The sequence below is a fragment of the Caballeronia mineralivorans PML1(12) genome (assembly GCF_001028175.1).
In the GTDB taxonomy this organism is placed as follows: domain Bacteria; phylum Pseudomonadota; class Gammaproteobacteria; order Burkholderiales; family Burkholderiaceae; genus Caballeronia; species Caballeronia mineralivorans.
The window spans coordinates 27320-48207 of sequence record NZ_AEJF01000001.1; the positions used below are offsets into that span (position 1 = coordinate 27320).

Genomic DNA, 20888 nt, shown 5'->3' on the forward strand with positions numbered 1-20888 from the left:
CGCCCATTATTTCCAGATGTTCAGCGGCGACATGATCCAGAACCCGACCACGACCACCCACACCACCGACACCGGCAGAAAGATTTTCCAGCCGAGACGCATGATCTGGTCGTAGCGATAACGCGGGAACGTCGCACGGGCCCAGATGAACACCGACAGCAGGAAGAAGATCTTCAGCACGAACCAGAAAATGCCCGGGATGAAGGACAGGAAACCGAACGGTGCGCTCCAGCCACCGAGGAACAGCGTGGTTGCGATCGCCGAGATCACGATCATGTTGATATATTCGGCCAGGAAGAACAGCGCGAACGCCATGCCCGAGTAATCGATCATGTGGCCCGCGACAATTTCCGACTCGCCTTCCACCACGTCGAACGGGTGACGGTTGGTTTCCGCAATCCCCGAGACGAAGTACACGACGAACATGGGCAGCAGCGGCAACCAGTTCCACGAAAGGAAGTTGATGCCCCAGTTCGCGAATATGCCGTGTTCCTGCGACACCACGATGGCCGACATATTCAGGCTGCCCGTCACCATCAGTACGACGACAAGCGCGAAGCCCATCGAAATTTCGTACGACACCATCTGGGCTGCCGCGCGCATGGCGCCAAGGAATGCGTACTTCGAGTTCGATGCCCAGCCGGCCAGAATCACGCCGTACACGCCGACGGACGAAATCGCCATCACGTAGAGCAAGCCGGCGTTGACGTCGCCGAGCACCGCTTTCGCCTGGAACGGAATCACCGCCCACACCGCAAAGGCCGGCACCACGGTCATGATCGGCGCGATCAGGTAGATCCAGCGGCTGGCTTGCGTCGGCTGAATCACTTCTTTCAGCAGCAGCTTCAGCACGTCGGCGATCGGCTGCAACAGACCCATCGGACCCACGCGATTCGGGCCGAGCCGCACGTGCATCCAGCCGATGAGCTTGCGTTCCCACAGAATCAGGTACGCCACGCACAGCAGGATCACCACCGAGACCACGAGAATGCGGACGAGCGCCCACACCGTCGGCCAGGCGACGCCGAGAATCTGCGTCCCGCCCGCGTTGATCGTATCGAACAAGCCCATTTACGCCTTCTCCACTACCAGTTCACCGAACAGAGCCCCGAGCGCTGCACCGGCCGACGTTCCCGCCGACACACGCACCACGCTTTCCGCCAGGTTCGCGTCGCGAACCGCCGGCAGGACCACCGCGAGATCACCTTGAGCGACACGCACTGCGTCGCCGTTTTTCAGACCGAGTTTCTCGAACAGCGACGTCGGCAGCGCAACCACGTTTGCGTCGCGCGCAACGGCCGTCAGGTGCAGCGATTCCGCGCGGCGCGAGAGCGCGTCGGCGTGATAGATCGGCGTGTCGGCAAGGCGTTCGTAACTGCCTTCGTTGGCAGCCGCTTTCGAAACAGCCTCGATCGCCACGTCCGTCTTGTTCGACAGGCGTGCCGTCAGATCGCCCGTGCCCAATGCGGCGTTGCGGACTTCTTCGGCGGTATCGAATTCGAAACCCTTCAGGCCGAGCAAGCTGCCCAGTACGCGCAGTACTTTCCAGCCCGGACGCGCTTCGCCCAGCGGACGCACCACGCCGTTGAAGGTCTGTGCCGTACCTTCGGCGTTGACGAACGTGCCCGATGTTTCCGTGAACGGCGCGATTGGCAGCAGCACGTCGGCGTAATCGGCGCCATGCTTGAACGCCGACAAAGCGACGACCATTTCTGCCTGCTTCAATGCGGCCAGCGCTTGAGCGGGGTTGGCGGTATCGAATTCAGGTTCGACGTTGAAGAGCACGTAGCCCTTGCGCGGCTGCTCGAATACTTCGCGTGCATTCAGGCCGCCTTCGCCCGGCAATGCATCGACGAGATGCGCGCCGACCGTGTTGGCCGCTTCCGTCAGATAACCCAGCGTTGCGCCCGTGTTGTCCGCAATCCATTGGCTCACGGCCTGGATCTGCGCAAACTGCGGGTGCTGAACCACGCTGTTGCCGAGCAACACCACACGCTTGTCACCGGCCGACAAGGAAGCGGCGATGTCCTTCGCAGCCGCCGACGCTTCGTGCCCAGCGAACGCTTCCGGCACAGCGACACCGCGTGCTTCGGCAACGGCCGCAGCCAGACTGCCGAGGCGGTCGAGCCATTCCGACGGCGCCGCGACTACGCGATGCGCAGCCGGAATCAGCGAGTCGTCGTTCGTGGCGTTGAGGAACGTGAGCTTCGCGCCGCCCTTCGCGGCTTGACGCAAGCGTGCTGCGAACAGCGGATGATCGCGACGCAGGAACGAACCGACCACGAATGCCGTATCGACGTTCGTCAAGTCGGCGATCTTCATGCCGAGCCACGGCGCGCTATCGGAAACCGGCGCCGAGAAATCGCTCTGACGCAGACGGAAATCGACGTTCGGCGACCCCACGCCTTCAGCAAACTGCTTCAGCAAATAAAGCTCTTCGACGGTGCTATGCGGCGTAGCCAGGGCAGCGATCTGATTCGCGCCGTGATCGCCCTTGATACCGTTGATACCCTTTGCCACGTATTCCAGCGCCGTCTGCCAGTCAGTCTCGATCCACTTGCCGCCCTGCTTCAACATCGGCTGCGTGAGACGTTCGTCGCTGTTCAGCGCTTCATACGAGAAGCGATCCTTGTCCGAGATCCAGCATTCGTTGATGGCTTCGTTTTCCATCGGCAGAACGCGCATCACGCGGTTGTTCTTCACCTGAACAACCAGATTCGCGCCGACGGAATCGTGCGGGCTGATCGACTTGCGGCGCGACAATTCCCACGTACGGGCGCTGTAGCGGAACGGTTTGCTCGTCAACGCACCGACCGGGCACAGGTCGATCATGTTGCCCGACAGTTCCGAGTCCACCGTCTTGCCGACAAACGACGTGATTTCCGAATGCTCGCCACGACCCAGCATGCCGAGTTCCATCACGCCGGCCACTTCCTGGCCGAAACGGACGCAACGCGTGCAATGGATGCAGCGCGTCATCTCTTCCATCGAGATCAGCGGACCGACGTTCTTGTGGAACACCACGCGCTTTTCTTCGTTGTAGCGCGACTGCGACTTGCCGTAGCCCACGGCCAAGTCCTGCAACTGACATTCACCGCCCTGGTCGCAGATCGGGCAATCGAGCGGGTGGTTGATCAGCAGGAATTCCATCACGGACTGCTGTGCCTTGACGGCCTTGTCCGATTTCGTACGCACGATCATGCCCGCCGACACCGGCGTGGCACAGGCGGGAACCGCCTTCGGCATTTTCTCGACTTCGACCAGGCACATCCGGCAGTTCGCCGCGATCGACAGTTTCTTGTGATAGCAAAAGTGAGGAATGTATGTATCGACCTTATGCGCAGCCTGGATCACCATGCTGCCTTCAGGCACTTCTACACTTTTGCCGTCGATTTCTAGTTCAACCATGATGGGGAATGGTCCTTGGCCTGATCACTGATCACGCGGTAAGCGCTTCGGACGCCGGCGCATGATGCGCGTGTCCGTCGACGAGACAATGTTTATGCTCGACGTGATATTCAAATTCGTCCCAGAAGTGCTTCAGCATGCCGCGCACCGGCATGGCCGCCGCGTCGCCGAGGGCACAGATGGTGCGACCCATGATGTTTTCGGCGACCGAGTTCAGCAGATCCAGGTCTTCCTTGCGCCCGAGTCCGTGTTCGATCCGATGGACAACCCGATACAGCCAGCCCGTGCCCTCACGGCAAGGCGTGCATTGACCGCACGACTCTTCGTAGTAGAAATAGGACAAGCGCAGCAGCGAGCGCACCATGCAGCGCGTTTCGTTCATCACAATAACGGCGCCCGAACCCAGCATGGACCCGGCTTTCGCGATCGAGTCGTAGTCCATGTCGGTCTTTAGCATGATCTCGCCCGGAATCACCGGTGCCGACGATCCACCCGGGATCACCGCTTTCACCGACTTGCCGCGCACGCCGCCGGCCAACTCGAGCAAGGTCTCGAACGACGTGCCGAGCGGCACTTCGAAGTTGCCCGGAAAATTGACGTCGCCGGCGACCGAGAAAATCTTCGTGCCACCGTTGTTCGGCTTGCCGATCTCGAGATATTTCTGCGGGCCGATAGCCAGCAGGAACGGCACGGCTGCGAAGGTTTCGGTGTTGTTGATCGTGGTCGGCTTGCCGTACACGCCGAAGCTCGCCGGGAACGGCGGCTTGAAGCGTGGCTGGCCTTTCTTGCCTTCCAGCGATTCGAGCAGCGCAGTTTCTTCGCCGCAGATATACGCACCGTAACCGTGGTGCGCATGCAGTTCGAACGAGAAACCCGAACCCAAAATGTTCGCACCGAGATACCCGGCCGCACGCGCTTCTTCAAGCGCCTTTTCGAAGATCCGATAGACCTCGAAAATCTCGCCGTGAATGTAGTTGTAGCCGACCGTGATGCCCATGGCATACGCGCCAATGGCCATGCCTTCGATCAACGCATGCGGGTTCCAGCGCAGGATGTCGCGGTCTTTGAACGTGCCCGGTTCGCCTTCGTCCGAATTGCACACGAGGTACTTCTGCCCCGGGAACTGACGCGGCATGAAGCTCCATTTGAGGCCGGTCGGGAAACCCGCACCGCCGCGGCCGCGCAGCCCCGACGCCTTGACGTCGGCAATGACCTGCTCTTGCGGGATTTTTTCTTCGAGGATGCGGCGCAGCTGGGCGTAACCGCCGCGCGCCACATAGTCTTCGAGGTGCCAGTTGTCGCCGTTGAGACCGGCGAGAATCAGGGGCTGGATGTGGCGGTCGTGAAGAGACGTCATTTCGATAGTTCCTCGAGGAGCGTGTCGATCCGCTCGCGACTCATGAAACTGCACATACGATGATTGTTCACGAGCAACACGGGAGCATCGCCGCACGCGCCGAAGCATTCGCCTTCTTTCAAGGTGAACTTGCCGTCGGCGGTGGTTTCGCCAAAGTCGATGCCGAGCTTTTGCTTCAGGTATTCAGCAGCGCTTTCCGAGCCGCCGTCGGGCCCAAGCTGGCACGGCAGGTTGGTACAGAGCGTGATCTTGTGTTTGCCGACCGGCGAGGTCTCGTACATGGTGTAGAACGTCGCCACTTCCTGCACAGCCACGGCGGGCATGCTCAGGTAGTCAGCCACGAACTGCATGAGTTCCGGCGACAGCCAGCCATGCTCCTCCTGAGCGACGGTCAACGCCGACATCACCGCGGACTGTTTCTGGTCCGCGGGATATTTCGCGATCGCGCGATCGATTTCTTTCAGGCCTTCAGCTGAGATCATTTCAGACACGACTCTTTCAGTTCCTACCGAACGAAAACCCGCCGCGCCCTTCTTTTGCGGCAGACCTGGCGTCCTGCTGTTGTTGTTTCGCCGGCATGCTCAGCACGATCGTGCGAGCAAGCCGGCGTGGTGCGGCACAGGTTCTCGAACGCATCTCAGCGATCGATCTCACCGAACACTATGTCCTGCGTACCGATGATCGTCACCGCGTCCGCAATCATGTGACCGCGGGCCATTTCGTCGAGCGAAGCAAGATGCGCATAACCGGGCGCACGAATCTTCAAGCGGTACGGCTTGTTCGCGCCGTCCGAGATGAGATAGATGCCGAACTCACCCTTCGGATGCTCGACCGCCGCGTACGTCTCGCCTTCTGGAACGTGAAAACCTTCTGTAAAGAGCTTGAAGTGGTGAATCAGCTCTTCCATGTTGGTCTTCATACCCACGCGCGAAGGCGGCGCAACCTTGTGATTGTCGACCATCACCGGGCCTGGATTCTTGCGAAGCCACTCAATACATTGTTTCGCGATGCGGGTGGACTGACGCATTTCTTCCACGCGCACCAGATAGCGGTCGTAGCAGTCACCGTTCACGCCGACCGGAATATCAAAGTCGAGCTGATCGTAGACTTCGTACGGCTGCTTCTTGCGCAAATCCCATTCAATGCCCGAGCCGCGCAGCATCGCGCCGGTCATGCCGAGCTGCAGTGCGCGCTCAGGACTGACCACGCCGATACCCACCAGCCGCTGCTTCCAGATGCGGTTATCGGTCAGCAGCGTCTCGTACTCGTCGACACACTTCGGAAACCGCGTAAAGAAGTCGTCAATGAAATCGAGCAGCGAACCTTGACGCGTTTCGTTCATCCGCGACAACGCCTTCGCATTGCGGATTTTCGACGCCTTGTATTGCGGCATTGCGTCAGGCAGATCGCGATATACGCCGCCCGGACGGTAATACGCCGCGTGCATCCGTGCGCCGGACACCGCTTCGTACACGTCCATCAGGTCTTCGCGCTCGCGGAAGGCGTACAAAAACACCGCCATTGCGCCAACGTCAAGCGCGTGCGAACCGATCCACATCAGGTGGTTCAGCACGCGCGTGATTTCGTCGAAGAGCACGCGGATATATTTCGCGCGAACCGGAATGTCGATGCCGAGCAGCTTTTCGATGGCCATCACGTAGCCGTGCTCGTTGACCATCATCGACACGTAGTCGAGACGGTCCATGTACGGCACGGACTGAATGAAGGTCTTCGTCTCAGCCAGCTTTTCGGTCGCGCGGTGCAGCAGCCCGATATGCGGATCGGCGCGTTGAATCACTTCGCCGTCGAGTTCCAGCACCAGGCGCAGCACACCGTGCGCGGCCGGGTGTTGTGGGCCAAAATTGAGCGTGTAGTTCTTGATCTCTGCCATGGCGTTCTCTTAGTGTTTCAGACCGCCATAGCGGTCCTCGCGGATCACGCGCGGCGTGATCTCGCGCGGCTCGATCGTCACTGGCTGGTACACGACGCGCTTCTCTTCCGGGTCGTAGCGCATTTCGACATAACCCGACACCGGGAAGTCCTTGCGAAACGGATGGCCGATAAAGCCGTAGTCGGTGAGAATGCGGCGCAGGTCCGGGTGACCGTCGAAGACGATGCCGAACAAGTCGAATGCCTCGCGCTCGTACCAGTTCGCCGACGACCAGACGTCGACGACCGATGGCACGATGGGCACTTCGTCGTCCGGTGCGAACACGCGCACGCGCAGACGCCAGTTGTTCGCGATCGAAAGAAGATGGACGACGGCCGCGAAACGCGGGCCTTCGTAGGCGCCTTCGCCGTACGTCGAATAATCGACGCCGCACAGGTCGATGAGTTGTTCGAAGCCGAGCGAACGGTCGTCGCGCAGCTTGAGCGCCACGTCGGCGTAGTTCGCCGCCTTGACGACGATGGTCAGTTGCCCGAGCGATTCAGTGATGCTCTGCAGGCGGTCGCCGAACGCCGCCTCGAGGTTCGCTTTCAGGGTCTCGAGTTTGCTTGCCATATTGGGGAGGCTCAGGCCTTGGTGACGCTTAATGGGACTTCAATGACGCTGACTGGCGTGCTGACCGGCGTCACGACTTATCGACGTACTTACTGACGACAATTACTGACGAGCGATGGTGCTGGTGCGGCGAATCTTCGCCTGCAGCTGGATCACGCCATACACAAGCGCTTCAGCCGTCGGCGGGCATCCGGGCACATAGACATCGACCGGAACAATGCGGTCGCATCCGCGCACAACCGAATACGAGTAGTGGTAGTAACCACCACCATTCGCGCACGAACCCATGGAAATCACCCAGCGCGGCTCGGCCATCTGGTCATAGACCTTGCGCAGCGCCGGCGCCATCTTGTTGCACAGTGTGCCGGCAACGATCATCACGTCCGACTGCCGCGGACTCGGGCGAAACACCACGCCGAACCGGTCCAGGTCATAACGCGCTGCGCCCGCGTGCATCATCTCGACCGCGCAACATGCCAGACCAAACGTCATGGGCCACAGCGAACCCGTGCGCGTCCAGTTGATCAGCTTGTCAGCCGTGGTGGTGACAAACCCTTCCTTCAAGACCCCTTCGATACTCATTTGCTTTCACTCCAGATGAGCAGCCAGCCAAAGCCGCCCAGCAATCCGGTGATCTTCAACCCGCCCGATACCGCGTTACTCCCAGTCCAGCCCACCCTTTCTCCAGATGTAGGCAAAACCAAGCAGAAACTCGAGCAGAAATACCATCATTGACAAGAAACCGGGCCAGCCGATGTCGCGCAGGGCAACGCCCCACGGAAACAGGAACGCGGTTTCGAGGTCGAAAATAATGAACAGAATAGCGACGAGATAGTAACGCACATCGAACTTCATCCGCGCGTCTTCGAATGCCTCGAAGCCGCACTCGTAAGGTGCGTTCTTTTCAGTGTCAGGCTTATGGGGACCGAGGACCTTACCGATGCTGACGAGAGCGATGCCTAAACCGGTGCCCACGACGAGGAACAGCAAGACGGGATAATAGGCTGAGAGATTCACGACTATCCTCAAATCGGTTTGATCTGGTGTGCCGGCCGGGACGACTGCCCAACCGATTTTCAACTAAAGACGAGAAACGCGCACAAGAGACTGAACGCACTCACTCGCCAGAAGTGACAATGCCAGCCGAAGCAATGCATGCGGCTGGCATTGGATAACTTTTGGTGCCGACGGCGAGACTCGAACTCGCACAGCTTTCGCCACTACCCCCTCAAGATAGCGTGTCTACCAATTTCACCACGTCGGCACTGTCCTGCAATCCGGGAAAACAACTTCTAAACTGCCGCGAATCGCTTCAAGACTCAAATTATAACCGGGTTAACCAGTTTGTTCAACGCACAAAAAGCGATCCACGCGAAAAATTATTTCGGAACGTCAGAGCCCGGACCCGACGATGCAACCGGTGCCGAACCCGCAGCGGAACCCGAAGCGGCGACCGCCGGATGCGCGACAGGCGCAGTCACTGCCGCCCCGCCCAGCAAGCCTGCGGACGCTGCCGGCTTATAGCTGCCGAGGTAGGTGAGCGTGAGCGTCGAGATAAAAAACACCGCGGCGAGCACAGCAGTTGTACGGGACAGGAAGTTGGCCGAGCCGGTTGCCCCGAACAGGCTTCCCGACGCGCCACTGCCGAATGCCGCGCCCATGTCGGCGCCTTTACCGTGCTGCAACAATACCAGGCCGATAACACCGAACGCCGACAGCAACTGGACAACGATAATCAAAGTCTTTAAATACAGCATTCCGTTCACCCGAATCTTTAATGTTCACGTGACACTGTTGCGTCACGATTTAATGCTTACATTTTCGAAAGCTTAAACTCGGCGATTAAACCGAACCGTTTTGTGCAGCCTGGCAAATCGCCAGAAAATCGTTCGACTTCAGCGATGCACCGCCAATCAATCCGCCATCGATGTCCTGTTGAGCGAATAACTCTTCTGCGTTCTCCGGCTTGACGCTGCCGCCGTACAACACCGGCACGTTCGCCACCGCCGCGCCCTTGCTCGCCAGTTGCGCCCGCAGGAATGCATGAACCTGTTGCGCCTGCTCTGTCGTCGCGCTTTTTCCCGTACCGATCGCCCAGACCGGCTCGTACGCCACGACGATCTTCGCTGCCTGTTCCTCGCTCAGCATCAGCAACACGGCTTCCAGCTGCGTGCCAACCACCTGCTCCGTCGAACCGTTGTCGCGCTGTTCCAGCGTTTCGCCTACACATACGATAGGCGTCAGTCCGGCTTCCAGTGCGCGCAGCGCTTTCACCGCGACCAGATCTGAATGCTCGCAATGGTAGGCGCGCCGCTCGGAGTGGCCGACAATCGCGAATGTTGCACCAAAATCCGCCGCCATGCCCGCTGCGACTTCGCCGGTATAAGCGCCCTGCACGTGAGCCGAGACATCCTGAACACCCCAGGCGGCCACCGACCCGCCCAGCAGCGCCTGTGCCTGCGCGAGATACAGCGCCGGCACGCAAACTCCCGTGCGCACGCCCTTCTGCAGCGTCGCAGCACCAGCGGCAACTGCTTGCAGCAAGACCGCGTTCTCCGCCAGCCGGCCGTGCATCTTCCAGTTTCCGATCACCAGCTTTGTGCGTTTGGCTTGTTCTTTCGGCATTTGTCTCGGCTTTTGTCACGTCGAGCAGCGAGGCTGCCGATCAATGAAATAGAAAAATGGAACTTTCGGACGCAACGCCCCAGCACAACATGCGATTTTACTGTGACCGGCGGAAAACGGTCAAACAACGAAACCTGATCGGCCGGTCATTTCAATTCTCGACCAAGGCTCAGGCGACCTGACCCCAGTCCAGCACGATCTTGCCAATGTGCGTGCTGCCTTCCATCAACGCGTGAGCCGCCGCGGCCTGATCAGCGGGGAAAACCTGATGGATGACAGGCTTGATCCGCCCTGCTTCAATTTCCGGCCACACGTACGTCTTCAGCTGCACCGCGACCTTGCCCTTGAACGCGACTGCGCGCGGCCGCAGCGTCGAACCGGTAATCACCAGCCGGCGGCGCAGCACTTCATTCAGATTGATCTCAGCCTTCGAGCCGCCCAGCGTCGCGATGATCACCACGCGGCCGCCGTCGGCCAGCGCCTTCAGCTCACGCGGAAGATAGTCGCCCGCGACCATGTCGAGAATCACGTCCACACCACGATCGTTCGTCAGCGACTTCACGACATCAACGAAATCTTCCGTGTTGTAGTTGATCGCCCGTTCCGCGCCCAGCTTTTCGCACGCCTGGCACTTCTCGTTGTTCCCAGCCGTCACGAACACACGATGCCCAAGCGCCTTTGCAATCTGGATAGCCGTCACGCCGATACCGCTCGAACCACCCTGGATCAGCAGCGTTTCTTCGGCGCCGTTCTCGCCCTTGCCCAGATGCGCGCGTTCGAACACGTTGCTCCACACCGTGAAGAACGTTTCCGGCAGCGACGCCGCCTCGATGTCCGTCAACCCCTTGGGCACCGGCAGGCATTGCTCCAGCGGCGCGCACGTGTATTCGGCATACCCGCCGCCGGCGAGCAGCGCGCACACGCGGTCGCCCACTTTCAAACCGAACGGATTGTGCTTCGGATCGAAGTCACCGCGCACGATCTCACCGGCCACTTCCAATCCGGGCAGATCCGAGGCGCCCGGCGGCGGCGCATAACCGCCCTTGCGCTGGAACACGTCCGGACGATTCACGCCCGATGCCGCGACCTTGATCAGCACTTCTCCGGCCTTCGGCTCCGGCATCGGGCGCTCGCCCAGCTTCAGCACGTCAGGTGCGCCAAACTCGGTGATTTCGATCGCTTTCATCTGCTCAATCCTTCAAGACGCACTGGGGAAACAGCGATGCATATAACCCTATGGCATTGCGGGCTCATTCAGCCGAAACCCGCAATAACATCGAATCACATTCGAACCATCAGATTCAACAACGGCCGGCGCGCGACTCTCACGCGCCGGCCATCCAAACTTACCGCATTACTGCTGCGGCGGCTGGATCGGTTCGATCGGCGCGCCGCCTTCGTTCAACAACGCTTTCGCCGACAAACGCACACGGCCCTTTTCGTCTGTCTGAATGACCTTGACCTTCACGATCTGGCCTTCCTTCAGGTAGTCGTTGATGTCCTTGATGCGCTCGTTGACGATTTCCGAGATGTGCAGCAGACCATCCTTGCCCGGAAGAATATTCACGATTGCGCCAAAGTCCAGCAATTTGAGAACCGGGCCTTCGTAGACCTGGCCCACTTCGACTTCGGCCGTGATGTTCTCAATGCGCTTCTTCGCTTCCGCCATGCCTTCGCTGCTCGTGCTCGCGATGGTCACCACGCCGTCGTCGGAAATGTCGATGGTCGTGTTGGTTTCTTCAGTCAACGCACGGATCACCGAACCGCCCTTGCCGATCACGTCGCGGATCTTTTCCGGATTGATCTTCATGGTGATCATGCGCGGCGCGTAGTCCGACAGGTTCGTGTTCGTGCCCGGAACTGCGGTGGTCATCTTGCCCAGGATATGCATGCGGCCTTCCTTCGCCTGCGCGAGCGCGACCTGCATGATTTCCTTCGTGATGCCCTGGATCTTGATGTCCATCTGCAGTGCCGTCACGCCTTGCGCCGTGCCCGCCACCTTGAAGTCCATGTCGCCGAGGTGATCTTCGTCGCCCAGGATGTCGGTCAGCACCGCGAACTTGTTGCCTTCCAGAATCAGGCCCATCGCGATACCCGCGACGTGCGCTTTCATCGGCACACCGGCGTCCATCAGCGCGAGACAGCCGCCGCAGACCGATGCCATCGACGAAGAACCGTTCGATTCCGTGATTTCCGACACCACGCGAATGGAGTAGCCGAATTCGTCGGCGCTCGGCAAGCAAGCAGCCAGCGCGCGCTTGGCCAGACGTCCGTGACCGATTTCACGGCGCTTCGGCGAACCGACGCGACCCGTTTCGCCGGTCGCGAACGGAGGCATGTTGTAGTGGAGCATGAAGCGTTCGCGATACTCGCCTTCGAGCGCGTCGATGTTCTGCTCGTCGCCCTTCGTACCGAGCGTTGCGATCACCAGCGCTTGCGTTTCGCCGCGCGTGAACAGAGCCGAACCGTGCGTACGCGGCAGCACACCGGTACGGATTTCGATCGGGCGGACGGTGCGCGTGTCGCGGCCGTCAATACGCGGTTCGCCGTTCAGGATCTGCGTACGGACGATCTTCGCTTCGATATCGAACATCACGTTGCCGATAGTCGCCTTGTCAGCCGGCGTTTCGCCCGCTGCGATAGCGTCGTCCGTCAGCTTCGCGGTCGTTGCTGCGTAGACTTCCTTCAGCTTTGCGCTGCGAGCCGACTTGTCGCGGATCTGATAAACGGACAGCAACTCGGCTTGTGCCAGTTCCGTCACGCGTGCGATCAGCGGCTCGTTCTTCGGCGCCGGCGTCCAGTCCCACTCCGGCTTGCCGCCTTCAGCGACGAGCTCATGAATTGCGTCGATAGCGATTTGCATCTGGTCGTGACCGAACACCACGGCGGCCAGCATGACTTCTTCGGTCAGCTGTTGCGCTTCCGATTCGACCATCAGCACTGCGCGTTCCGTACCGGCGACGATCAAATCGAGCGCCGATTCCTTCATCTGCGGACGCGTCGGGTTCAGCACGAATTCATTGTTGATATACGCGACGCGGGCAGCGCCCACCGGGCCGTTGAACGGCAGGCCGGAGATAGCCAGCGCTGCCGACGCGCCGATCAGCGCGGGGATGTCGGCAGGCACATCGGGATTCAGCGATAGCACGTGAATCACGACCTGGACTTCGTTATAGAAGCCTTCCGGGAACAGCGGACGCAGCGGACGGTCGATCAGGCGCGAGATCAGCGTTTCGCCTTCCGACGGACGGCCTTCGCGACGGAAGAAACCACCCGGGATCTTGCCGGCTGCGTAGGTCTTTTCCAGATAATCGACGGTCAGCGGGAAGAAGTCCTGGCCCGGCTTTGCCGTTTTCGCGCCGACAACCGTCGCGAGCACCACGGTATCTTCCACGTCGACGATCACAGCGCCACTGGCCTGACGTGCAATTTCACCGGTTTCCAGGCGAACATTGTGTTGTCCCCACTTGAATTCTTTGACGATCTTTTTAAACATTCTCACTCCTTCTTCGTTATGCCTCGCCGCGTCCTGGCGTGTTGTCGTGTGCTCCGGAGCATCCGGAACCCGCGCACACGCCGATGAAAACTGCGAAGCCAAGCGATGACCGGAACCGCGCAAGAGAGGGGTGTATGTCATTCCAACGCAACACGACACGCGATGCGCATGACGCGCTGGAATGACACAAAGCTCTGCCGCGAGGCCCGGTCCTGTAGTCGAATCGGCTTCCGATCCGGGGTTGGCTTTAATGCAAGCCTTCGATATTTCCCGCTTTTTCCACTTCCGCGCCCGTGAAGAGCGCGCCGTTCAAAAACAAAATGCCTGTATCAGCAGACTGACACAGGCATTTCGTTGTGAACGCTAGCCGCTTACTTGCGCAGGCCCAGCTTCTCGATCAGCGAGCGATAACGGTCGGCGTCTTTGCCCTTGAGGTAATCGAGCAGCTTACGACGACGGCTCACCATGCGCAGCAGACCGCGGCGGCTGTGGTGATCTTTCGTGTGGGCCTTGAAGTGAGTGGTCAGTTCGTTGATACGGGTGGTCAGCAGTGCGACTTGCACTTCTGGCGATCCGGTATCGTTAGCGGCGCGCGCATATTCTGCGACGACGTCGGACTTCTTTGCATGAGCAACTACGGTAGACATTTGATTTTCCTTTGAAACGGACAGGCGGTCACGGAAGAAGGGCCGTGCCGTGGGTTTTCTGCATCTTTCCGCAGTCGATAACTCGACTTTGGATTCCTTGCCGGACGGGGGTTTGCTCGGGTTTTAAGGCCCTCCCCAAGTACGGCAAGTCGCGAATTATAGCACAGCGGTTTTCACCGTCGACCCGGTTCCTGACGACGGACGAAATGAGGCAATAGGCTTGGGGCTTAAGCTTTCCTGGTTTTACGACGCAGGACGCTTCATCTGGCAGGTGGTCGGCATGGCGGTCTGGGCTGCCGGGATTTTAAGCAACGTCCGAAAGCCAAAGCCGGAGCCTTCGTTGTCAAAATGCACGCCCGGCGTGCCGGCCTTGTCCATTTCCATCACATAAAGGGGCTGGATCAACTGGTGATCGGCGGCGCGCATTTCCGCGCTTTGGAAACCGTTGTCGAGCTTCATCCCTTCCAGCGCGCGGGCGACCGCGGTCGGGTCGACGCTGTGCGCCTCCTGCAGGGCCTGCGCGAGCATCTCGATCATGAGCGGCATGCGCAGAAAGAGGTAATCGTCGGCGGCGGCCGGGAAACGGGCGCGAAAGGCCCCGTAGTAAGCGTCGGAAGCGCTGCCGCCTGCGTTCGGATGCCAGTCGGCCACGGCCACGACGTGTTTCACACCGGCGTCGCCCAGGGCGGCGGGCGCGCCCAGACTATTGCCGTAGAACGTGTAGAAGTGCGTGTCGAGACCTTGTTCGCGAGCGGCTTTGACGAGCAACGTGAGGTCATTGCCCCAGTTGCCGGTGATCACCGCATCGGCGCCGCTCGCGCGGATTTTCGCGATGTACGGGGCGAAGTCCTTGACGCGGCCGGCCGGAATGAATTCATCGGCGACGATCGCGATGTCCGGGCGGCGCTCCTTCAGCGCGCGCTGGGCTTCGTGGCTGACATCGTGGCCGAAGCTGTAATCCTGGTTGAACAAATAGACCTTTTTCACCGATTTATCGTGCTGGATGACGTCGGCGAGGGCGTTCATGCGCATGCCGGCGTGGGCATCGAAGCGGAAATGCCAAAAGCTGCAATCCGCGTTGGTGAGCGCGGGATCGTCGGCCGAGTAATTGAGGAACACCACCCGATGTCCGGGATCACGGGCATTTTGTTTATTGATGGCGTCGATGAGCGCCGCGGCAACCGCCGAGCTATTGCCTTGCAAAACGAAGCCGATGTTCTGGTCGATAGCCGCACGCAACTGAACAAGGCTGGCTTCGCTGCTGCCCTTGCCGTCGAGTACAACGAGCTGGAGCGGGTGTTTGCCATCGGGCAAGCTGACACCGCCGTTCGCGTTCACGCGTTCAATACCGAAGCGCAGATTGCGCTCGACCGCAGCGCCCGCATTGGCGAAAGGCCCCGACATGCCTTCGATCATGGCAACGCGAATGGGCGGTAAAGCCGGCGCCGTCTCCGCTGCAAACACGGGACAAACGAAGACGCTGGCAACGTATGAAGCCACGAGAAGCGAACCGGACAGGCGCTTGCCGGCACGCAATGCGCGGCCGAAAAGCCGGACCCATCTTGGAGAAAACACACGCGACAAGCCAAGGTCCATACAGTCCATCCATGGATAAGTGAAAGCGAAGCGAACCGCGGATCATAGGACGTTCGGCACGCTGCACGCAACCGCGAGGAAAATCCGCATCGACATGGAATACCCGCCTGAGGCTGCGCGTTCCATAGACATGGACATGCTCAAGCATCCGCAAAACCACCCGCCCACCCTGCATGTCAAAATAAGCGACACGGCGCAGAACAGCAGAAAAACCCACGACCGTCCGTGGATACGAATACGAAGGAGGCTTCAATGTTGAGCAAGGCAATACGAAAACCTGCGGCAGCAATGGCACTTGCCCTGCTGCTCACGGCGTGCGCGCAGCCCTGGCAGAACTACCAGGCGGGCGCAGACTCGTCGACCATCACGGCAAGGCTCGGGCCGCCGAAAGAGGTCTACGACCTGCCGAACGGCGGCAAGCGCCTGATGTGGCCAACACAACCGCTGGGTGAAGTGACCACGGCGGCGGATATCGACGCATCGGGAAAGATCCTGAGCGTGCGCCAGGTCCTCGATGAAAACGAGTTCTACAAAGCGCAGATCGGCACCTGGACACGCAAGGACGTGCTGATCAACTTCGGACGTCCAGTGGAGACGTCCTACTTCCCGTTGATGAAACGCGAGGTCTGGACGTATCGGTACATGGAGGCAAACGTCTGGTACATGATGTACAGCTTTTACTTCGATGATCAGGGCACCCTGCGCCTGACGCAAAAAACGCCGGACCCGCTTCACGATCCCGACCGGCGAGTTTTCTTCTGAGTAGCGTGGAAGGAAGCGTGGAAGGATTTTTTATCGTCGAAAAAAAATGCCGCTTGTTCAAGCGGCATTTTTTTATGCCTGGACTGCCGGAATCTTTTCATAGAAAGTAATTCGTAAGGTTTTGAGGCGCGGCAGCGATGACGCCGGAATCCCGTTTCCAGCGACAATTTGGCCGTTGCACCGTTGTGCTTCTCGTTACGCTTTTGGAGCTTATACCGATGAATCGACCCAAACGCATGCTTGTCGAAAACGTCGGCTGGGCGGCTGAAATGGCTGCCAGCGACCCGGATTTCTTCGAAACGCTGGCTCAGGGCCAGAGTCCGACCGTACTGTGGATCGGTTGCTCGGATAGCCGCGTGCCCGCGGAAACCATTACCCATTCCAAGCCTGGCGATTTGTTCGTCCATCGCAACATCGCGAACCTGTTTTCGCCCACCGACGACAACATGATGAGCGTCCTCGAGTACGCGGTGAGCGTGCTGAAAGTGGATGATGTGATCGTGTGCGGACATTACGGGTGCGGCGGCGTGCGAGCGTCGTTACTGCCGATGTCTGATGCCCTGCCCCACGTCAACCGCCGCATTGCGCCGCTGTGTGCGCTCGCGCGTGCCCATAGCGGCGAACTCGATGTCATCGACACCATGGATTCACGCATCGACCGGCTGGCGGAACTGAGCGTGCTCGAACAAGTGCGCGCGTTACGCGACACGTCGATCGTGTGCGACGCCGAGCGGGCGCCGCGTGTTCACGGCTGGATCTTCGGTTTGCGCGACGGCCGCATCAAGGTGCTTTCATCGGGAGACCCCGCCGATGCAGAGGCCAAGCCTCCCGCCGCTTCGAATGACACGGCTGCGCCCAGCGCGGCCCAGCGCGTGATGGAAGCCGTCGGCCGCTAGCCGCTCAATCTCACGTTTCAAACCTTCACCGTGCGAAGCCTTCCGCGCATCGCATGGTCTTACTCGCGCCCAAAAAAACTCATGAACCTACGAGAAACGCTTACAACCTTCCCGCGCGACCTGTTCGCGGGCACCGTCGTCTTTCTTGTCGCGATGCCGCTCTGTCTCGGCATCGCCAATGCATCCGGCGTTGAGCCGTTTGCCGGCTTGCTGTCGGGCATTATCGGCGGACTGGTTGTGGCACTGCTAAGCGGCTCGCATTTGAGCGTGAGCGGGCCGGCGGCGGGGCTGGTGGTGATTGTCGTCGATGGTATTGCGAAGCTCGGCAGCTTTTCGGCTTTCCTGATGGCGGTGATGCTGGCGGGCGTGATCCAGTTTGGCTTCGGCATGCTGAAGGCCGGACGCTTCGCGGCGTATGTGCCGTCGTCAGTGATCAAGGGCATGCTCGCGGCGATCGGCCTGTTGCTGATCATCAAGCAGGTGCCGCTCGCCGCCGGTTTGGCTAACGGCGGCGCTCATGTCGCCGCGCAAACTCCCGGCACGCTCGCTACACCATTCGGTGCGATGTCCCTTGCTGCGTGCGCTGCCGCCCTCTTGTCCATCGTGATCCTGGCCAGCTGGGAAACGAAGGCAATGCGCCGCTTTACGCTCGTGCGCGCGCTGCCCGCGCCGCTGGCCGTAGTGATGCTCGGTATCGCGATCACGCTGGCGCTCGACTTCGCCGCGCCGGGTTTTGCACCGCCGGCTGAACATCGCGTGTCGCTACCGTCGCTGGCTTCGTTCGCCGCGTTAAACGCCGCGTTCGACTGGCCGGATTTTTCGCAGCTTGTGAACCCCGACGTCTGGCGGCTCGCGATGACGCTTGCCATCGTCGCGAGTCTGGAGACCTTGCTGAGCCTCGAAGCGGTTGAACAAATCGATCCGAAGAAACGCACCGCGCATCCCGACCGGGAACTGAAGGCGCAGGGCATCGGCAACATAGTGGCGGGCGCGATCGGCGCGTTGCCGATCACATCGGTGATCGTGCGCAGTTCCGCCAACGTCCACGCGGGCGCGCAGAGCAGATGGTCGGCCTTCGTGCACGACGTCCTGCTGCTCGCGAGCGTGTTCGCACTGACGGCGGTGATCAACCTGATCCCGCTGGCATGCCTCGCCGCGATCCTGATTTTCACCGGGCTGAAACTGGCAAAGCCGTCGCTGTTCGCGGCTGTCGCCAAACAGGGATTCGAACGTTTTGCGCCGTTCATCGTGACGATCGCGGGCGTGCTGATGACCGATCTGCTGATCGGCATCTTGCTGGGTATTGCATGCAGTATCGGGCTGGCGATTCACGCGAATCTGCAGCGGCCTATTACCATCGCCCAGCACGATGACCACTTCCTGCTGTCGTTTCGCAAGGACGTGTCGTTTCTCGGCAAGGTATCGCTCAAGCATCACCTGAAGCAAATTCCCGACAACGCGACCGTGATAGTCGATGCAAGCCGCGCCGATTTCATCGATCCCGACGTGCGCGAGCTCATCGATAAATTCGTCGCCGATGCTCCCGCGCGCGGCATTCATGTGGAATGTCGACAACTTGAGCGCACGGCGCGGGAACGACCGGGTTTACAGCGGCGCATGACGTTCTTTAAACGAGTGCCGGTGAAGTAGCACGACCGCTCGGCGCAATTAAAAACGGCTCTCGCTTTTGGCGAGAGCCGTTTTTAATCAGCCAGGCAACCGGTTACGTGCCTCGCTGGTTCGCAAAAATCACATCACGAAAGCTGTGGATTGAGCTTCTCGACTTTCGAATGCAGCTTGTTGAGCGCCGCGAGATACGCCTTCGCCGATGCCGCCACAATGTCCGGGTCCGTGCCCACGCCGTTCACGATCCGGCCGCTCTTCGACAAACGCACGGTTACTTCGCCTTGCGCCTGCGTGCCGGTGGTGATTGCGTTCACCGAATACAACACGAGCTCAGCGCCGCTCGATACCTTCGATTCAATCGCGTGCAGCGTCGCATCGACCGGACCGTTACCACGCGATTCGCCCCGTACTTCTATCCCATCGACGGCGAACACCACGCGTGCATGCGGCTGCTCACCCGTTTCCGAGTGCTGCGCGAGCGACACGAAGCGGAACGTTTCCTTAGCCTGCATTTCGGCCGATTCTTCGGAGACAATCGCCATGATGTCTTCATCGAAGATTTCAGATTTACGGTCGGCGAGTTCCTTGAAGCGCACGAACGCAGCGTTCACATCCGTTTCCGATTCAAGCGTCACGCCGAGATCTTCCAGCCGCTGCTTGAACGCGTTGCGGCCGGACAACTTGCCGAGCACGATCTTGTTGGTCGACCAGCCCACATCTTCGGCGCGCATGATTTCGTAGGTATCGCGCGCCTTCAACACGCCGTCCTGGTGAATCCCGGAGGCGTGCGCAAACGCGTTCGCTCCGACCACAGCCTTGTTCGGCTGCACGACAAAACCGGTGATCTGCGACACGAGCTTCGAGGTCGGCACGATCTGCGTCGTATCGATACCGAGTTCCAGCCCGTAATAATCCTTGCGCGTTTTCATCGCCATCACGACTTCTTCCAGCGCCGTGTTACCCGCGCGCTCGCCCAGACCGTTGATGGTGCACTCGATCTGACGCGCGCCGCCGATGTGCACGCCGGCCAGCGAATTCGCGACCGCCATGCCGAGGTCGTCGTGGCAATGCACGGACCAAATCGCCTTGTCCGAATTCGGAACGCGTTCGCGAATGGTCTTGATCAGGTTGCCGTAGCCTTCCGGCACGGCATAGCCGACGGTATCCGGAATGTTGATGATGGTCGCGCCTTCATCGATCACCGCTTCGAGCACACGGCACAGGAAGTCGAGATCCGAGCGGCTGCCGTCTTCCGGCGAGAATTCCACGTCATCGGTGAACTTGCGCGCGAAACGCACCGCGAGGCGCGCCTGTTCGTAGACCTGGTCGGCGCTCATGCGCAGCTTCTTTTCCATGTGCAGCGCCGACGTCGCGATGAACGTATGGATGCGGAAGTGATCGGCGGGCTTCAGGGCATCGGCGGCGCGCTGAATGTCTTTGTCGTTGGCGCGGGCGAGCGAGCAGATCGTGCTGTCCTTCACCAGGCCTGCGATCGTGTGAATCGCATCGAAGTCGCCGTTAGAGCTCGCCGCGAAACCTGCTTCGATCACATCGACCTTCATCCGTTCGAGCGCCTTTGCGATCCGGATCTTCTCTTCCTTCGTCATCGACGCGCCGGGGGATTGCTCGCCATCGCGCAAGGTCGTGTCGAAAATGATCAGTTTCTCTGCCATGTCGGGCTCCAGTGGGGGCTTTTAGATTTTAAAAAACGGTGGAGAAAAGCAATACGGAATTCGGGTGTTCGCGCCACCGCTGGCGTCGAAAACCACGAACGAGCAGACGGAAGGCGGGAAGCTTAGCGCGGTAGGCGCGCTAGTAGCGGTAGCGCGCGTAGCGGCGCACCAGCTAGGAGAGACGAGAGGGGATGGGCGAAAAAAATCATTTGTAGACTATAACGAGATTTTTGAGAGCGTGCAATTGGGCTTTCCGATGAAGCCGATTGACGTTTCCTGCGATTTCCTGCGCCGTTTTT

At 59.9% G+C, this 20888-nt stretch carries 18 protein-coding genes and 1 tRNA gene; 3 read left to right on the forward strand and 16 right to left on the reverse strand.

Features of this window, described 5'->3' with window-relative positions; all coding sequences use genetic code 11:
- Positions 1-6 precede the first annotated feature (6 nt).
- From nuoH to EOS_RS00215, 15 genes are all read right to left on the reverse strand, one after another.
- The gene (gene nuoH / locus EOS_RS00145; protein WP_047844581.1) at positions 7-1071 is read right to left on the reverse strand and encodes an NADH-quinone oxidoreductase subunit NuoH; all 1065 of its coding nucleotides are present in this window, start codon (positions 1069-1071) and stop codon (positions 7-9) included.
- Positions 1072-3408, reverse strand: coding sequence for an NADH-quinone oxidoreductase subunit NuoG (gene nuoG, locus EOS_RS00150; RefSeq protein ID WP_047844582.1), 2337 nt, complete (start codon positions 3406-3408; stop codon positions 1072-1074).
- Positions 3409-3439: 31 nt separating this feature from the next.
- A complete protein-coding gene (nuoF, locus tag EOS_RS00155) occupies positions 3440-4765 on the reverse strand; it encodes an NADH-quinone oxidoreductase subunit NuoF (RefSeq protein WP_047844583.1) in 1326 nt (441 codons plus the stop codon).
- The gene (nuoE, locus tag EOS_RS00160) at positions 4762-5247 is read right to left on the reverse strand and encodes an NADH-quinone oxidoreductase subunit NuoE (protein ID WP_047844584.1); all 486 of its coding nucleotides are present in this window, start codon (positions 5245-5247) and stop codon (positions 4762-4764) included. Before nuoE ends, nuoF begins: the two co-directional genes overlap by 4 nt.
- 155 nt (positions 5248-5402) lie before the next feature.
- A complete protein-coding gene (locus EOS_RS00165) occupies positions 5403-6656 on the reverse strand; it encodes an NADH-quinone oxidoreductase subunit D (protein WP_047844585.1) in 1254 nt (417 codons plus the stop codon).
- Between the two features lie 9 nt (positions 6657-6665).
- Positions 6666-7268, reverse strand: coding sequence for an NADH-quinone oxidoreductase subunit C (locus EOS_RS00170; protein ID WP_047844586.1), 603 nt, complete (start codon positions 7266-7268; stop codon positions 6666-6668).
- A 102-nt stretch (positions 7269-7370) separates the two neighbouring features.
- Positions 7371-7850, reverse strand: coding sequence for a NuoB/complex I 20 kDa subunit family protein (locus EOS_RS00175; protein WP_027819582.1), 480 nt, complete (start codon positions 7848-7850; stop codon positions 7371-7373).
- 75 nt (positions 7851-7925) lie between these two features.
- Positions 7926-8285, reverse strand: a complete 360-nt coding sequence (locus tag EOS_RS00180) for an NADH-quinone oxidoreductase subunit A (protein WP_047844587.1) — start codon at positions 8283-8285, stop codon at positions 7926-7928.
- A gap of 162 nt (positions 8286-8447) precedes the next feature.
- Positions 8448-8532, reverse strand: a tRNA-Leu gene (locus EOS_RS00185).
- Between the two features lie 115 nt (positions 8533-8647).
- Positions 8648-9025 carry a preprotein translocase subunit SecG gene (gene secG / locus EOS_RS00190; protein ID WP_047844588.1) on the reverse strand — a complete coding sequence of 126 codons (378 nt, stop codon included), beginning with the start codon at positions 9023-9025 and terminating at the stop codon, positions 8648-8650.
- 85 nt (positions 9026-9110) lie between these two features.
- Entirely contained in the window at positions 9111-9893 is a 783-nt protein-coding gene (gene tpiA / locus EOS_RS00195; RefSeq protein WP_047844589.1) for a triose-phosphate isomerase, read from the reverse strand.
- A 169-nt stretch (positions 9894-10062) separates the two neighbouring features.
- Complete coding sequence (locus EOS_RS00200; protein ID WP_047844590.1) at positions 10063-11079, reverse strand: NAD(P)H-quinone oxidoreductase; 1017 nt, start codon at positions 11077-11079, stop codon at positions 10063-10065.
- Positions 11080-11247: 168 nt separating this feature from the next.
- Positions 11248-13389 carry a polyribonucleotide nucleotidyltransferase gene (gene pnp / locus EOS_RS00205; protein ID WP_047844591.1) on the reverse strand — a complete coding sequence of 714 codons (2142 nt, stop codon included), beginning with the start codon at positions 13387-13389 and terminating at the stop codon, positions 11248-11250.
- A 371-nt stretch (positions 13390-13760) separates the two neighbouring features.
- Positions 13761-14036: a 30S ribosomal protein S15 gene (gene rpsO / locus EOS_RS00210; protein WP_047844592.1), complete on the reverse strand. Its 276-nt coding sequence runs from the start codon at positions 14034-14036 to the stop codon at positions 13761-13763.
- A gap of 243 nt (positions 14037-14279) precedes the next feature.
- Positions 14280-15632 carry a branched-chain amino acid ABC transporter substrate-binding protein gene (locus EOS_RS00215; protein ID WP_082163161.1) on the reverse strand — a complete coding sequence of 451 codons (1353 nt, stop codon included), beginning with the start codon at positions 15630-15632 and terminating at the stop codon, positions 14280-14282.
- 252 nt (positions 15633-15884) lie between these two features.
- On the opposite strand from EOS_RS00215, the gene EOS_RS00220 reads away from it, so the two are divergent.
- The 3 genes from EOS_RS00220 to EOS_RS00230 all read left to right on the forward strand — a co-directional run bounded on the left by EOS_RS00220 (position 15885) and on the right by EOS_RS00230 (position 18940).
- Positions 15885-16394, forward strand: coding sequence for a hypothetical protein (locus EOS_RS00220; protein ID WP_047844593.1), 510 nt, complete (start codon positions 15885-15887; stop codon positions 16392-16394).
- Positions 16395-16612: 218 nt separating this feature from the next.
- Entirely contained in the window at positions 16613-17290 is a 678-nt protein-coding gene (locus tag EOS_RS00225) for a carbonic anhydrase (RefSeq protein ID WP_047844594.1), read from the forward strand.
- A gap of 81 nt (positions 17291-17371) precedes the next feature.
- Positions 17372-18940 (forward strand): SulP family inorganic anion transporter, encoded by a 1569-nt coding sequence (locus tag EOS_RS00230; protein ID WP_047844595.1) that lies wholly within the window; start codon positions 17372-17374, stop codon positions 18938-18940.
- 104 nt (positions 18941-19044) lie between these two features.
- Here EOS_RS00230 and EOS_RS00235 read toward each other — a convergent pair whose 3' ends face one another.
- Entirely contained in the window at positions 19045-20589 is a 1545-nt protein-coding gene (locus EOS_RS00235) for a 2-isopropylmalate synthase (RefSeq protein WP_047844596.1), read from the reverse strand.
- Positions 20590-20888: the final 299 nt, after the last annotated feature.